The organism is Amycolatopsis sp. H20-H5 (genome assembly GCF_035828755.1).
GTDB lineage: Bacteria > Actinomycetota > Actinomycetes > Mycobacteriales > Pseudonocardiaceae > Amycolatopsis.
In genome coordinates this window covers 32439-47229 of the sequence record NZ_JAYMZS010000069.1, presented here as the reverse complement: position 1 = coordinate 47229, position 14791 = coordinate 32439, and the positions used below count along the sequence as shown (strand labels likewise).

Genomic DNA, 14791 nt, shown 5'->3' with positions numbered 1-14791 from the left:
GTGCTGGGTCTACTGCCCGACTGCCTCTGAAGGCCACCATGAGGGCGTCTAGGTCCCTCATGGTGGCCTTCAGAGGCAGCTGATCAGGCGGTGTAGCCGGGCATCGGGAAGGCGGACAGGAGTTCGCGGATCTCGGCGGCGATGACGTCCTGGGCGGCGTCGTCACCGGCGGCGACGACCGAGCGGTCGATCCACTCGGCGATCTTCGGCTGGTGCTCCGGCGTCAGGCCGCGGGTGGTGATCGCGGGCGTTCCCACCCGGATACCGGACGGGTCGAACGGTTTGCGCGGGTCGAACGGGACGGCGTTGTAGTTCAGCTCGATGCCCGCCCGATCCAGCGCCTGCGCGGCAGGCTTGCCCGCGACGCCCTTGTTCGTCAGGTCGATGAGCAGCAGGTGGTTGTCCGTACCGCCGGACACCAGGTCGTAGCCACGCTCGATCAGCGCCTCGGCCAGCGCTTTCGCGTTCGCGACGATGGCGTGCGCGTAGTCGCGGAACTCCGGGCGCCGCGCCTCGGCGAGCGCGACCGCGATGGCCGCCGTCGTGTGGTCGTGCGGGCCGCCCTGCAGGCCGGGGAAGATCGCCCTGTCGATGGCTTTCGCGTGCTCGGCGTCGGTCAGGATCATCGCGCCGCGCGGGCCGCGCAACGTCTTGTGCGTCGTCGTCGTGACGACCTGCGCGTGCCCGACCGGCGTCGGGTGCGCACCGCCCGCGACGAGCCCGGCGATGTGCGCGATGTCGGCGACCAGCACGGCGCCGACCTCCCGCGCGATCTCGCCGAACGCGGCGAAGTCGATCGTGCGCGGGATCGCGGTGCCGCCGCAGAAGATCAGCTTCGGCCGGTGTTCCCGCGCTAGGTCACGCACCTGGTCGAGATCGAGGCGGCCGGTGTCCTTGCGGACGCCGTACCGCACCGGTTCGAACCACTTGCCGGTCGCGGACACGCCCCAGCCGTGCGTGAGGTGCCCGCCGTCCGGCAGTCCCATGCCGAGGACCTTGTCGCCTGGCTCGGCGAAGGCCAGGTACGCGGCGAGGTTCGCCGGGGAGCCGGAATACGGCTGGACGTTCGCGTGGTCTGCGCCGAAAAGGGCCTTCGCGCGCTCGATGGCCAGGGTCTCCACCTGGTCGATGAGCTGCTGGCCCTCGTAGTAGCGCTTGCCCGCGTACCCCTCGGAGTACTTGTTGGTGAGGACTGTCCCGGCGGCCTCGAGAACCGCCTGCGAGACGTAGTTCTCCGAGGCGATCAGGCGGATCTTGTCGTGCTGGCGCTGGGCTTCCGCCTCGACCAGACCGGCGATCTGCGGGTCCGCGGCGGCGAGGGCGTTCAGGGGCGGCTGGTGCGTCATGGACGTACTCCTGCTGCTGGAGTGGCCGTCACCCAGGCGCGCGGTGGCGACCTGGTCTCGCTTCCCGGTGGTGCTCCACCTCGATGGCGCCAGTCGCAGCTGCGCCCCCACCCTACCGCCTGCCGCCGGCTCAGCTCCAGACCGTGAGATCCCCGCCGGGCACGCAGACGACCCGCAGCGCACCGGGACCGGCGACGTTCCAGGCCTCGTACCGGGGATCCGGCGCGACGGTCAGCCTGCGGCTGTCTTCGAACTCCACCCGCAGCTCGCCGGTCCCGGCCGCCACCGCGGACCGCACCCGCGCTTCGAACAACGCCAGCGCGGGGACGACGTCCTGCCGATCGGGGTCCAGCCGCACGCCGTCCAAGAACGCGACGCCCTCGATCACGATCTGAGCGCCACCGTCCAGCAGCAGGGTGAGACTGTGGTCGATCTTGAGCTGGGTGACGCTCATCCCCTGGTATGGCAGCTCTTCGCTCATGTCCTCAGTGGACCACAGGCCGCCGTCAAACCTCGACGCCGACGCCCATCGAGCGCGCTGTCCCGGCGATCGTGCGCATGGCGGCCTCGACGTCCGCGGTGTTGAGGTCGGGCAGCTTGCGCTGGGCGATCCCGCGCAGCACGTCCTTGCTCAGCGTCCCGGCGCTCTCGTGCCCAGGACGAGCGGAACCCTTGCGGCCCAATGCTTTCCTGATGAGGAACGCGGTCGGCGGTGTCTTGAGGAGCAGATCGAACGAGCGGTCCTCGAACACCGTGACGACCACGGGCACGATGTCGCCGCGCTGGGCGGCGGTCGCCGTGTCGTAGTCCTTCTTGAGCTGGACGAGGTTGATCCCGGTCTGGCCGAGCATCTTGCCGAGATCGACCACCGGCGCGTTGCCGGCGGCGAGCTCGATGGTCACCCGGTGGGTCTGTTTCCGGTTCTTCGGTGGCATGCCGCCGAAGCTAGGGTCTCCAGTGACTGGAGGGTCAAACCCCTTATTCCGCGATCGGCTTGAGGCCCTCGGCGTGCCGGCGGGCGAGCAGGCGGTAGACCTCGGCGTTGTGGTCGACCCAGAGCTTCGCGGAGTCGGTCAGCGGGACGAATTTCTTGGCCGGACTGCCCATCGCGATCATCTCCGGCGGGACCACCGTGCCGGGCGTGACGGTGGCACCGGCCGCGACGAGCGCGCGGGTGCCGATCTGCGCCTTGTCCAGCACCGTCGAGCCGTTGCCGATGAGCGCCTGCTCGCCGATCGTGCAGTCGTGCACCAGGCATTGGTGGCCGACGGTGACGTTCTTGCCGACCTCGCACACGCCGTCGTTGACGTGGATCACCGAGTTGTCCTGGATGTTCGCGCCCTCCCGGATGATGATCTTCCCGAAGTCCGCGCGGATCACGACGCCGTACCAGACCGAGGCGTCCTTCTCGATGACGACGTCGCCGATCAGCGTCGCGGTCGGGGCGATCCAGGCGTCCGGGTGCACCTGCGGCCTAAGGCCTTCGAATTCGAACTGTGGCATGGCCCGAACCCTAGCTGCCCCTGAAGGCCACCATCACGGCGTATTACGCCGTGATGGTGGCCTTCAGGGGCAATCGGGATCAGCGGGTGAAGGCGGCGTTCAGGAGGATGTCGACGGCTTTGTCGTTGCGCGTGGTCTGCGGCACGATCTGCTCGTCGGGCGGGTAGAAGCCCGGGTTGCCGCCCTTCGGGTACATCTCGAAGGTGAAGCTGAGGATCTTGTGGTTGCCCCACATCCAGTCGTTGACAGCGCCGTCGGTGATGTACAGATCACTGGACTGCTCGGGCGTGTACCCGTTGGTGGCGGCCATCTTCTTGCCCAAGTCGGAGAACGTCTTCGCCTCGGCGGCCGTCATCCCCGGCGCGGTGTCGTTGTAGGTGTAGCCGAACGGCCAGAGCACGAGCTCCGAATAGGTGTGGAAGTCGATGTGCGCCTTGATCTGCTGGACGCCGCCGATCCTGCGCGAGTCGACGTAGTCCGAGACGGCCTTGGTCTCCGGCGCGGAGAACGCCGACGGCCCGCGGTAGGTCTCGCTGCCGGTCGAGCCGGAGGAACCGCCGCAGCAGCCCCATTTGTAGCCCCAGTTGCGGTTCGTGTCCGTGCCGGGACCCTGCCGGTTCTTGCGCCACGAGTGGTAGCGGCCGCCGGAGATGTCGTACTCGGAACCGTCCGGGTTGACGTTCGGGAGCACGTAGATCTCGGTGCTGTCGACCAGCTTCTTGATCGCCGGGTCGGTGGCGTACGAGCTGGTGAAGCGCTGCACGATCCGCAGGCACATCTCGGTGGTGAGGTGTTCACGCGCGTGCTGGTTGCAGGTGAACAGCACCTCGGGCTCGTTCTCGTCGGTGGCCACGTTGTCACTGATCTTGAGCAGGTTGAGGTTGCGGCCTTCGTACGACTTCCCGACGCTCGTCAGCTTGGCGAGCGAGGGGAAGTTCGACACCGCCTTCTGCAGCTCGGTCGTCGTCTCGGCGTAGGTGTGATAGCCCTCGTCACCGGCCGGGAAGTCCGCCGCGATCGCGGCTGGCCCGAGCGGCCGGTCGACGGGACCCCTGGCGGAGACGGTGAAGCCGAGCGCGCGCAGCCCCTCGGCGTCGGCGGGCCGCGCGATGATCGACATCGTGTCGCCCGAAGCGCCGAGGACGTCGACACCGGTCCGCGCGACCACGGTGCGCAGCTGCGGGGTCGACGTGCCGCCGACCTCGTAGAACTGGGAACCGGCGGTGACCGAGGGTGGCGTCACAGCCAGCGCCGGACCGCCCGCGACCCCGGTGGCGAACACCACGAGTGCGGACAAGGCCAGTGCCATGCACCGTCTTTTGCGCATCGTCATCTCCCGCTCTATCGGCAAAAGGGACGAACCAACCCTTGCCGGAGCGAACGAACGGCACAATCCGTAACGGTACGGATCTAATGCGCACAACTACCCGTAGTTCGCGAAACACAACGCCTCGATGTCGCCGCGCAGCGCGCTGAACGGCCGGGGCCGCACCCGCTGCTGCACGATCGCGCCGAGCAGGTACGACAGCAGCGCGCGAGCCCTGGCGCGCGGATCGTCGACGTCGAGCGGCGCGAGCAGTTCGGCCAGCAGCTCGGTGATCGAGGTGAGCATCACGTCGATCGCCTGCGGATGCTGGGCCCGGCCCGCCGCGATCCAGTACTCGAACCAGAGGAACGCGGCCTTGGGGCGTTGGGTGAACTCCGCGAGATACGCCTCGAGCACCGCGAACAGCTGCTCGTCCGGTTCGTCGTGGCGCGCCGCGATGTCCCGCAGCCCGGCGACGAAGGCGTTGATGTGCGCCGCCATCGCCCGGTCGATCAGCACGTCGATGTCGGCGAAGTAGTAGTGGACCGCGCTCTTCGTCAGCGGCCCGGCCTCCGCGATGGCACGGACAGTGCAGCCGGCCAGCCCATCGCGGGCGAGGACGACGCGCGCGGCCTCAACGATCTGTTCCTGTTTCTGCAACTGGTTGGGCGACAACTGGTCGGCGCGGCCGGGTACGGCGGTCAAGGCTTTCCTCACTCTTCACTGCGAAAATCGGATCAGGACACGAGCCCTGGATCTTAGGCCGTCCGTCCCGTATCGGGCCGGGCGGATAGGCACTGATGTCTTGGTCACATGATCCCGATCCGTGAAAAATCTGACTGGCCAGACAGGTAACCGCAGCGGACAATCCCCGGCATGGTGATCTCGAAGGACAACGGGTTCAGCCCGGCCGCGCGCCGTCAGCTGGAGAAAGAACTCGCCGACCTGCGTACGCAGCGTGCGGCCATGGCGGCCGGACTGGGCGAGCAGGAACGCACCGGCGACGCCGCCGACCAGGCCGACGTCCTCGACCGCGCGGAGTCCGCGGCCTGGCTGGACCGCCGCATCTCCGACGTGGCGGCGAAACTGGAGCACGGCGGCCGGAACAGTTCGCTGCTGCCGGACGGGACCACCGTGAAACTGCGCTTCGCCGACGGCGACGAGGACGAGCTGCAAGTGATCACCATCCCCGGCGAGGACTCGACCGCGTCGGTCGTCACCTCGGACAGCCCGCTCGGCCTCGCGCTCGTGGGCGCGAAGGAGGGCGACGAGATCAAGTACCGCACCCCCGGCGGCGAGGCCAAGGCGACAGTCCTGTCACTGAAGCCGCCCACGACCTAACCCCGGACCCCCTATTCAGTGGTCCCTGAAGGCCACCATGACGGCGTTAAACGCCGTCATGGTGGCCTTCAGGGACCGGCATGCCGTCGAGGAGATCGCTGCGGCGCAAGCCGTTGTCGCCGAAGACGTGGGCTGGTGAGGGTGTCCCTCTGACGGGTGAAATCGAGGCAGTGGCGGCTTGGCCGCCCGGCCGGTCCCGGAAATGAGCAGAGACCCTTTCGCGGTGTGCGAAAGGGCCTCTGACCTGGGAGCCGCCTAGGGGAATCGAACCCCTGACCTATTCATTACGAGTGAATCGCTCTAGCCGTCTGAGCTAAGGCGGCGGACGCCGGGCTCACACCCAGCGACGCGCCCAAGTGTAGCGGAGCCCTTCGCGTCACTTTCCCGGGCCACCGTCGTTAGGGTCCTATGACGTCGGTCGCAGGCCCCTTGACCGACCATCACCACTGGAGGACCAGGCACATGCGGCGAAGACTGCCTCGCATCGTGGCCCTTCCGGCGGCCGCGGCGTTGCTCCTGCTGACCGCGGCTCCGGCAATGGCACAGACGATCCCGACCACGCCGATCCCCGAACCGGCGAACCCGGGGCAGGCGCCGATCTCGGTGCCTTCGCAGCCGCAGCCGCTCGGGCACGCCGTCGGTGACGCGGGCGCGGCGCTCGGTGTGCTGAGGCTGCTGCCCAACGCGGTGCCGACGAGCGCGATCCTGCCCGGACTTGGCGACAAGCTGCCGAAGCAGTCAGTACTCGAAGCCGGGATGGGCCTGTCGAGCGCGCAGGCGAACTCGGAGGCGTATCTGACCTACGAGAAGTCGATCGCGCAGGCTTCGCCGTTCGGGCTTTCCGTGGGCGGCAACGCGCCGCAGACGCCGGGCAGCCTGGTGCAGTCGGCGCTGCCGGACAACCCTCAGCCGATCAGCGGCGGCATCAACGCGCCGTCGAACCCGTTGCTCAACGTCGGTCTCCTCAACGGACAGGCGCACGCGCGCTGGAGCCCGACGCACGGCCCGTGCGTCGACACCATCGCCGACGCCAGCACCTCCGTCGGCAGCCTTTCGCTGCTGAACGTCATCCCATCGCTGCCGAACATCCCGCTGCTGCCGACGGGCGGCCAGCCGGGGCTGAACCTCCCGCAGGGCACCCAGCTCGCGAAGGGCTTCGACCCGACGAAGGGCCTTCAGTCGCTCGGCGGGCTGCTCCAGGGCGGCGGCCAGACGGCCAACGGCGGCACCGGATCGCTGCTGAGCCTGCCGAACACCCTGTCGTCGCGCTCAGTGGTCAAGCTGGTCGACATGCCAGGCTCGAAGAACAAGGCCGTGGAGTCGACGTCGACGTTGCAGGGCGCGAGCGTGGACATCCTCAAGAACACGCCGCTGGCGCTGTCGATCAAGATCGCCAGCCAGCCGACGCTGAAGGTGACCTCGACCGGTGACGCCAAGACGTCGAAGGTCGAGTACACCGCACCGGTCCTGACGGTCGAGGGCGCGGGCAAGGTGCTCTACACCCTCGACGCGACGCACCCGACCAAGGACATCCCGATCGGCCTGCCGTTGTCGGGGCTGAGCGACCAGTTCGGCCAGCTCGACTCGATCCCGGTGGTCGGGGGCCTCGTCTCGACGCTGACCGAGGGCGTCAAGCAGGTCGGCAACACCGCGGGCACCGTGCTGGACCTGGGCGTGCTGCGGCTGAGCATCGCCGGGCTGGACCAGAAGAGCACGCAGATGACCGAGCCGTTCAAGGGCTTCCAGCTCGGCGCTTCGGCCCGGCTGTTCGACCTGCAGGTCCTGCCGACCACGAAACTGAAGGAACTGCTGCCGAACGGCGCGGGCGACAGCCTGCCATCGTCGCTGGCCCAGCTTTCCCTCGGCGAGCAGATCGCCCGTGCGTACGCCCCGACGGGCGGCGTCGAGTGCGGCACCACGACCCCGCCGCCACCCGCCGGTGGCGAGGCGCCCAAGGGCCCGGTGCAGAACCTGGCGTACACCAGCGGCGCCTACAACGCCGTCCCGATGTTCTGGACCGGGACCGCGATGCTGCTGATGGGCGTGGTGATGGTGGCCGCGATGCCCACCCGTCGCCGCCGTCCAATCCTGATCGAGGCCCCGAAGCCGTTCAAGCCCTCACCCCGGCCTCGCGAGTAGCAGTCTGACCCTGGTGTCATGAAAGGGTCTTTCAGGGCAAAAATTGCCCTGAAAGACCCTTTCATGACGTTTAGGGGCGGGACTCAGCCTTGGCGGAGGGTGGTGACCATCGCTTCGACGGCGATCCGCGGCTTCACGTTCAGGCCGATCGCCTCGCGGCAGGTGAGCACCGCTTCCAGCCTGCGCAGGGTCGACTCCGGGTGCCAGGCGGCGGCCGCCGAGGCGATGTCCGAGGCGTGGTCGGGGTGGGTCAGCGTCGCGCCGGAGCGGCTTGAGGTCACCAGCACGTCCCGGTAGAAGCCCGCGAGATCGACGAGCGCGAGGTCGAGGGTGTCGCGCTGGGTGCGCGTCGCGCGGGATTTCTGGCGCTTCTCGAGCTGCTTCACCGCCGCTTCCGCCGCGCGCTTCGCCCCGCCGACGCCCTTGCCCGTGCCGTCGCCGCCCATGGCCGTGCGCAGCTCGGAACGCTCGTCCTCGTCGCGGGACTTGCTCTCCTCGCCCGCGTCGGCCTCGGCGGCGCTGATCAGCTGGTCCGCGCAGGTGAACACGTCCGAGGCGCGGCGCAAGCCCGTCGGGATCCGGAGGACCGTCGCGCGCCGCTGGCGAGCGGCTTCGTCCGTGGCGAGCCTGCGCGCGCGGCCGACGTGGCCGCCGCAGACCGAGGCCGCCCACTGGGCGCGCTCGGGGTCGATGCCGTCGCGATCGATCAGCACCTGGGCGATCGCGGGCGGCTTCGGTGTCCGTAGCGAGATCAGGCGGCACCGCGAGCGGATCGTGACGGAGACGTCCTCAGGATGGTCGGAAGGCGCGCACAGCAGGAAAACCGTGCGTTCCGGCGGCTCCTCGACGGCCTTCAGCAGTGCGTTCGACGCGCCTTCGGTGAGCCTGTCGGCGTCCTCGATGATCACGATCTGCCAGTGCCCGCTGGTCGGCCTGCGCGCGGCGGCCTGCACGAGCGCGCGCATCTCGGCGACCGAGATCGACAGGCCCTCGGGCACGACCAGCTTGACGTCGGCGTGCGTGCCCGCGAGCACCGTGTGGCAGCCGGGGCAGGCGCCGCAACCGGTGCCCGTGCTGCACTGCAGCGCCGCCGCGAAGATCCGCGCGGCCACCGAACGGCCTGATCCGGGCGGGCCGGTGAGCAGCCAGGCGTGCGTCATCGCGCCGGGCGAGACGGGCTTGCCCTCGACGATGTGCGCGGCGGCTGTCGCGGCCCTCGACAGCGTCTCGACGGCCGGTTCCTGGCCGACCAGATGGGTCCAGACACCGATCGGGGCGGGTGCCTGCGTCATCTAGACCTCCGGTGGCTGCTCGGACGGCATCAGCCCGGACAACCGGCCGACGAGCACCGCCCGCACGGCCGTCTGCACCCGCTCGGCGACGACGTCTTCGGTGCCGTCCGCGTCCACGACCACGTAACGGTCGGGGTCGGCGGCGGCCATTTCGCTGAGCAGGTGCTGGACCCGCCACTGATCGCCGAGCCCGGCCTTCCTCTTGCCGGGTGACAGCGTGCCGGGATCGGTGTCGAGCAGCACGGTGATGTCGGGCCGCAGGCGGCCTGTCGCCCAGTCGGCGAGGCCTTCGAGCTCGTCGGTGTCGAGCCCCGCGACGGCGGACAGATGGGCCATCGGGGAGTCGACGAACCGCTCCATCACCACGACCGAACCGGCCGTGAGCGCGGGCTGCACGTCACACTCGATGATGTCCGCGCGCACGGCGGCCGCGGCCAGCGCGTGTGCCCTGGCCCCGGTCAGCGAAGCGCCGGAGACGAGCAGGGCGAGCCGCTGGTCGTCGAGCGCGGGATCCGCGGCGAGCACGACCGGGCGGGTGCCGCCACGCAGCCAGTCGGCCAGCCTGCTGGCCTGGTGCTCGGTGTCGATGATGGTGGTGCCCTCGACGGCGATGAGCAGGCCGTTGACGCGGCGCGGGCTGCGGCGCAGCGCGTTGCGCAGGTCGCTGAGGATCGGCTCGGTGCTCTTGTCGCCCATCTGCCGGTACGCGACGATCCCGAGCACCGCGGCGAGCAGGGCGCCACCGATCATCACCGGGCGGGTGCCGTCGATGGTCACCGGGCTGCCCCACACCTCCACGGTGCGCACCTTCACCAGCGCGACCAGCGACGGCACGATGATGGTCGAGCCGAACAGCACGAGCTTGAGCAGCGACTGATAGATCGCGTTGATCCGGCCGCGGATCGAGTCCTCGATCTGCGAGCCGATGATCGTCACGCCGGTGAGGAACGCCGTCCCGGCCCAGACCCCGACCAGCGCGACCGTCACCAGCGAAACCGACAGGTGCGGCGAAAGCGCGACCAGTAGCAGGGACAACCCCGCCCCGACGATCGAGGTCCCGAAGAGCCGGGCGTGCTCAAGACGCCTGGCCAGCTTCGGCGCGATCACCATGCCGACCGCGAGCCCCATGAACACGGCCAGCACCAGCAGGTTGAAGGCCGCGTCGCCGGCTTGCAGGCTGGACGAATACGGCTTGGCCGAGCCGATGACTGCACCACCGGCCGCGAACGCGCCGAACGCGCCGATGAGCAGGCCGCGGACCAGTGGCGTCGTGCGGACGTACTTGATCCCGTCCTTGACCATCTCGCGCAGACCGAGGTTCTCGCCCTCGGCGGACTTGGGCTTGTCCTCCGGTTTAGTGTGCACGTCGCGCAGCGACAGCTCGGGGATGCGGGTGGCGATCAGGATCGCGCTGGTCAGGTACAGCAGCGAGTTGATCACGACGACGAGCTTCGCGATGTTCAGGCTCGCGTTGTCGTCGGTCCAGAGGTGGAACGTCGAGTTGACGCTGAAGATGAGCGCGTTGGCGCCGGCCGCGGTGATCACGGCGACGCCGTAGGTCATCACCATGCCGAGCTGGTTCGCGGTCTCGACCTGCTCCGGGCGGCGCAGCAGGTTCGGCACCGCCGCGTCCTTCGCCGGGATCCACAGCATCGAGCAGCAGCCGACGAGGAAGTTGCCGACGAACAGCCAGATAGACGAGCCGACCAGCGCGATCGACAGCAGGAAGCCGAAGCGCAGCAGGTCGCAGACGATCATCACCTTGCGCCGGTCGAACCGGTCGGCGAGCAGCCCGCCGACGGGTGCGAACAGCAGCCCCGGCAGCAGCTGGGTGAGGATGACGCCGACGAAGCCGAAGTTCTGCGCCGTGTAGTTGTCGAGCAGCTTGGTGACCAGGCCGGTCAGTGCCAGCAGGTTCAGCCAGTCGGCGACGCTGCAGAGATAGGTGACACCCCACAGGCGCCGGAACGGCTTGATCGCCAGCACCCGACGGACCCGGTAGATGGTGGAGGAGTCGGATCCGACCGACCCTCCGGGGTCGGCACCGGGCACCGACCGCACGCCCTCGCTGATACGCCCACCCCACTCGTCACCGCGGCGCCGGGCAGCCCGGCACTGCCGAGGCCCCCGACCGTGGGGTCAGGGTATCCCGGGCGACGAGTCCGGCAGGGACGGGCCCGCCCGGCGACACCGCCGGACGGGTTACCCGCCGAAAATTCCCGCGATCCCGCTGAAGAGGCTGATCAACAGCTGGATGGCCACGACCGCGAAGACGACCATGAGCGTGACGGCGAGCAGCACACCCGCGGTGTTGGCGGACGGCTTGCCGATCCGGGGCATCGACGGCAGCGACGGCTTCGGCAGCGAGCGGCGCTGCCTGCCCGGCGCCTCGGCCTCGATGTCCTCGTCGAAGTCTTCGGCCTGCTCGACCTGCTTCGAGCGCCGCTGGCGCAGCAGCTGCGGCGGCCGGCTCGGCCAGGTGCGCTGCTGGGGCAACATGCCCAGTGGTGGCGCGACCTGCTCACCGAGCGTGCTCACCGAGGTGGCGGGCGCGACGCCCTGGAACTGCTGGTAGCCGGTGCCCTGCTGGTCGCCCTGGAGCGTGGCGTTGACCATCCGGCGGACCACCTCGGGGTCGTGCTGGACCGGGCCGGGGATCGGGACGACCCGTTCGTCCTGGCTGGCGTTCTGGGCCGGGCCGGGGCCCGTGACCAGGCCGGACAGCGGATCGGCGAACGTGTCACTCGGGACGTCGGCCTGGGTGCCGTCGCCCTGGGGTGGGGCGGGGGCGGAGAAGAACGAAGCCTCACCGTTCGCGCTCATGACGACCACCTCACTCGGGAATTTCCTTACCTTCCAGGGTATCCGTCCGCACGGATCCCGCATCCGCCCAATGGGCCAGATATATGTCACGCGCTGCGAGGCTGCGGGCCACGTCGTCGAGCAGCGGCTCGAAGAAAGCACGGCGGTAGTGGACGTCCGTCGCGGTCGACGCCGCGAAGTACAGCCCGGAGAAAACGGACAGAAACAGTGACACCTGGATGAGCGCGTTGCTCACCGGCAACCGGACGCCGAACAGCACACCGGGTGCGGACGCGCGGCCCGCGTAGGCCGTGACCACCTCCGGCTGGATCATCAGGGCGCCGAACACCACGAAGAACACGAAGACCAGCACCGCGAACGCGACTATCTGCGCCAGCTGGGCGAGGAACAGGACCAGCACGATGTTCACCCGCTCGGACCGCGCCAGCGGCTTGCGCTCTGCCGGTAGCTCCGCCCCGGCGAACGGCGTCGCGCGCAGCAGGTCCGCCGAAGGAGCGGCCTGCACCTCGCCCGAGCGGAGCGTCTTCAACTCGTCGGAGAGCATCGACAGCACGAACAGGGCACCGATGACGCCGAGGAAGGCGAGCACGATCCACAGCTGGCTACGGCTCAGGCGCTCCGCGGCCTGCCACAGCTCGCCGGTGAAGAAGCTGAACATCACGACGAGCAGCAGGAGCGGCAGGGCTCGCGAGGCGAGCGTGCCGAGGCTGCTGACCTGCGCCGCAGCGCTGCGCACCGCCCAGCCGAGGATCGAACCCACCCCGACCCGGACGAACAGCAGCACGAGGAGCGCGAGCACCGCGTACGTCACGATGTCGGCCACCAGGGTGTCACCCAGTCCGGTGACCACCTCCAGCACCGGCAGGACCACCACACCCAACACCAGGAACACGATGGCGACGACGAGCCGGGTGCGCTCGGACCGGTGCTCCAGCGCCTTGTCCACCAGCCAGCCGCCGACCGCGGGCACCACGAGCGCGCCCAGGGTCAGTGACAGCACCCCGATCACGTAGCCGGTGTTGTCCAGCCGGACGTCGACCGCGTCCTGCGGGACGTCCAGCAGCGCCAGCAGGCCCGACAGCAGCGGATCCAGCACCGTGAAGAACGCCAGGAACGGCGCGGCCCGGTACAGCACGCCACGGCCGCGACGGCCACGCTCGACGACCGTCGGCAGCCCGCGCCGCCGGAACCACGCTTCGACTGCGAGCCGATCCCCTTGCACGCCCCATCCTCATTCGGTCATGGCGGCCCCACTCGGCCGGCTTCGACACTCTTGCGCAACCAGTCGCACAGCGCCCGCCGACCCAGCGGAACGAGCCGCAGCTCACGCTCGGCGACGCACAGGGCGTGCCGGCCCAGGTCGTTGTCGACGAGGACGAACCCATTGTCCGGGTACTCGGCGCACAGCCCGCCGAAGGCCACCAGATCCACCAGCGTCGTCCCGGCGCGCTCCCTGGCCAGCAGGTCGGTGATCAGGCCGACCTCGTCCTCCTGGCCCTCGGCGACCATCCCGTGCTCGTCCAGCGCGACGCGGACCGGGTCGCCCACGCCCTCGGGGACCGGCGGGAGCGAACCCGCGACGAGCTCCGGCAGGTCGCCGAAGTCCGTGTACTCGAACTGGGTGCGGTCGGGGAGGATGTTCCAGAGCAGGACGGACTCGCCGTCGCCGTAGAGACGCATCTCCCGCTCGCTGGGCTCGGTGTCGTAAACACCGCTCAGCACCCCGCGCACCGAACCCCGCAGGACCAGGGAGAACATCGCGAGCCCCGGCCTGGTGAGCTCGCCCTGCTCGGCGAACGGCGTCTGGTCGAGGGCCGCGGCCCAGGCCACGTGCCGCTCCACCTCGGCCACCAGCTCGGCCGGGTCGTCCGAGACCGGGCCGTGAAGACGGATCTCCTCGTCCGTGGCCTCGGGGTTGTACTGGTCGTCGACCGCGGCCCGGCCCGGCAGCGCGCCCAGGACGGGCCCGGCAGCGAGCTCGATCAGCTCGGCCGCGGAGACACCGCCGGGACGCGAGTACGGGCTAGGCATGGCTTTGCACCGCCCGCAAGACCCACTCTTCGGCGCTGGTCCGGCTCGCCGGGCCCCAGGTGAGCGTCCAGCGACCGGCCGGATCGGCGGCCGCGCTGAACTGATAGCGGCCGAGGTCGTTGTCGACCAGTCCGAACGCGCCGTGCGGGTACTCGGCGAGGATCGCGTTACGGACCGCGAGGTCGACGAGCACCGTGCCCAGGCGCGGCCGGGCGGCACCGGCCAGGATCACGTCCACCTGCGCCCGGCAGCCGTCCGGGATGACGCCGCCCGCATCGGTGCGGATACGGACGAACTCGCCCGGCCCCGGCTCGCGATCCGGCAACCCGTCGAACACCCAGCCCGGCAGCGCGCTGAGGAACCCCGACCGCAGCCGCGCGCGGCGACCCAGCTTGTTGAGCACCGTCGTGTAGTCCTCGTCGCCGAAGAACCGCACCTCCCACGGCTCCCGGTAGCCCGGGAAAACGCCGGTGACCACGCCACGGATGAAGCCGCCACGCAACGCCCGGTAGAGCCCCAGCGCCTCCGGCGTGACCTCCCCCTCGGGCGCGAGCCCGATGGCGGACATGCCACTGACGAACCGGGTGTACTGCTCGACCTCGTCGGCCAGGCTCATCCCTTCCTCCGGCTCCGCGTCGGCCAGCACCGGCGGCACGGAGAAAGCGGGGTCGTAGAACTCCATCACCGACGCCCGCTCGGGCACCTCGGCGGCAAGCGGAGCAACGACCTCGTCGATGACGTCAAACACCACAGAACCTGAGTAACTCACCAGACCATTGAACACCCTGGCACCGACATTTTCTCGAACATCCGTTCGAAAGTGTCAGAAGCTTGGGCGGAGGGTCCCTGAAGGCCACCTTCACGGCGTTTTACGCCGTGAAGGTGGCCTTCAGGGGCAGTCTGGTTGCGTCCTGTGTTTTTTGGCCAGCGCGCTCACAAACTCGCGCCGCCAGGTCGCCCCTGACTTCCAGCGTAAGTGCGGCTTTGTCTTTAACGGGGGCGACCTGCCA

At 69.5% G+C, this 14791-nt stretch carries 14 protein-coding genes, 1 tRNA gene and 1 riboswitch; of the genes, 2 read left to right on the top strand and 13 right to left on the bottom strand.

The features are described from left to right. Positions 1–83: 83 nt before the first annotated feature. The 6 genes from glyA to QMK34_RS30315 form a co-directional block, all read right to left on the bottom strand. Positions 84–1346: a serine hydroxymethyltransferase gene (gene glyA / locus QMK34_RS30340; RefSeq protein WP_326417941.1), complete on the bottom strand. Its 1263-nt coding sequence runs from the start codon at positions 1344–1346 to the stop codon at positions 84–86. 23 nt (positions 1347–1369) lie between these two features. After that, positions 1370–1447, bottom strand: a riboswitch (ZMP/ZTP riboswitch). Between the two features lie 29 nt (positions 1448–1476). After that, positions 1477–1827, bottom strand: a complete 351-nt coding sequence (locus QMK34_RS30335) for a DUF6188 family protein (protein WP_326417940.1) — start codon at positions 1825–1827, stop codon at positions 1477–1479. 25 nt (positions 1828–1852) lie between these two features. Continuing rightward, positions 1853–2281, bottom strand: a complete 429-nt coding sequence (locus QMK34_RS30330) for an uL11 family ribosomal protein (protein WP_326417939.1) — start codon at positions 2279–2281, stop codon at positions 1853–1855. Between the two features lie 43 nt (positions 2282–2324). Further along, positions 2325–2849 (bottom strand): gamma carbonic anhydrase family protein, encoded by a 525-nt coding sequence (locus QMK34_RS30325; RefSeq protein WP_326417938.1) that lies wholly within the window; start codon positions 2847–2849, stop codon positions 2325–2327. A gap of 79 nt (positions 2850–2928) precedes the next feature. Then, the gene (locus QMK34_RS30320; RefSeq protein ID WP_326417943.1) at positions 2929–4158 is read right to left on the bottom strand and encodes a M14 family metallopeptidase; all 1230 of its coding nucleotides are present in this window, start codon (positions 4156–4158) and stop codon (positions 2929–2931) included. A gap of 114 nt (positions 4159–4272) precedes the next feature. Continuing rightward, a complete protein-coding gene (locus QMK34_RS30315; RefSeq protein ID WP_326417937.1) occupies positions 4273–4860 on the bottom strand; it encodes a TetR/AcrR family transcriptional regulator in 588 nt (195 codons plus the stop codon). 171 nt (positions 4861–5031) lie between these two features. Here QMK34_RS30315 and QMK34_RS30310 point away from each other — a divergent pair, with 171 nt between their 5' ends. After that, positions 5032–5496 carry a GreA/GreB family elongation factor gene (locus QMK34_RS30310; RefSeq protein WP_326417936.1) on the top strand — a complete coding sequence of 155 codons (465 nt, stop codon included), beginning with the start codon at positions 5032–5034 and terminating at the stop codon, positions 5494–5496. Between the two features lie 249 nt (positions 5497–5745). On the opposite strand, the gene QMK34_RS30305 is transcribed toward QMK34_RS30310, so the two are convergent. Further along, positions 5746–5819 (bottom strand) — tRNA-Thr (locus QMK34_RS30305). 139 nt (positions 5820–5958) lie between these two features. Between QMK34_RS30305 and QMK34_RS30300 the strand changes: the two genes are divergently transcribed. Then, entirely contained in the window at positions 5959–7635 is a 1677-nt protein-coding gene (locus tag QMK34_RS30300; RefSeq protein WP_326417935.1) for a hypothetical protein, read from the top strand. 83 nt (positions 7636–7718) lie between these two features. Here QMK34_RS30300 and QMK34_RS30295 read toward each other — a convergent pair whose 3' ends face one another. From QMK34_RS30295 to QMK34_RS30270, 6 genes are all read right to left on the bottom strand, one after another. Further along, the gene (locus tag QMK34_RS30295; protein WP_326417934.1) at positions 7719–8927 is read right to left on the bottom strand and encodes a DNA polymerase III subunit delta'; all 1209 of its coding nucleotides are present in this window, start codon (positions 8925–8927) and stop codon (positions 7719–7721) included. Then, entirely contained in the window at positions 8928–10988 is a 2061-nt protein-coding gene (locus QMK34_RS30290; protein WP_326417933.1) for a bifunctional MFS transporter/dTMP kinase, read from the bottom strand. It abuts the gene before it with no gap. A 141-nt stretch (positions 10989–11129) separates the two neighbouring features. Then, positions 11130–11750, bottom strand: coding sequence for a hypothetical protein (locus QMK34_RS30285; RefSeq protein ID WP_326417932.1), 621 nt, complete (start codon positions 11748–11750; stop codon positions 11130–11132). A gap of 10 nt (positions 11751–11760) precedes the next feature. Then, on the bottom strand, positions 11761–12972 hold the full coding sequence (locus tag QMK34_RS30280; RefSeq protein WP_326417931.1) for a hypothetical protein: 1212 nt from the start codon (positions 12970–12972) through the stop codon (positions 11761–11763). Between the two features lie 17 nt (positions 12973–12989). Continuing rightward, entirely contained in the window at positions 12990–13781 is a 792-nt protein-coding gene (locus QMK34_RS30275; protein WP_326417930.1) for a hypothetical protein, read from the bottom strand. Then, positions 13774–14565: an ESX secretion-associated protein EspG gene (locus QMK34_RS30270; RefSeq protein WP_326417929.1), complete on the bottom strand. Its 792-nt coding sequence runs from the start codon at positions 14563–14565 to the stop codon at positions 13774–13776. Before QMK34_RS30270 ends, QMK34_RS30275 begins: the two co-directional genes overlap by 8 nt. Between the last annotated feature and the right edge of the window lie 226 nt (positions 14566–14791).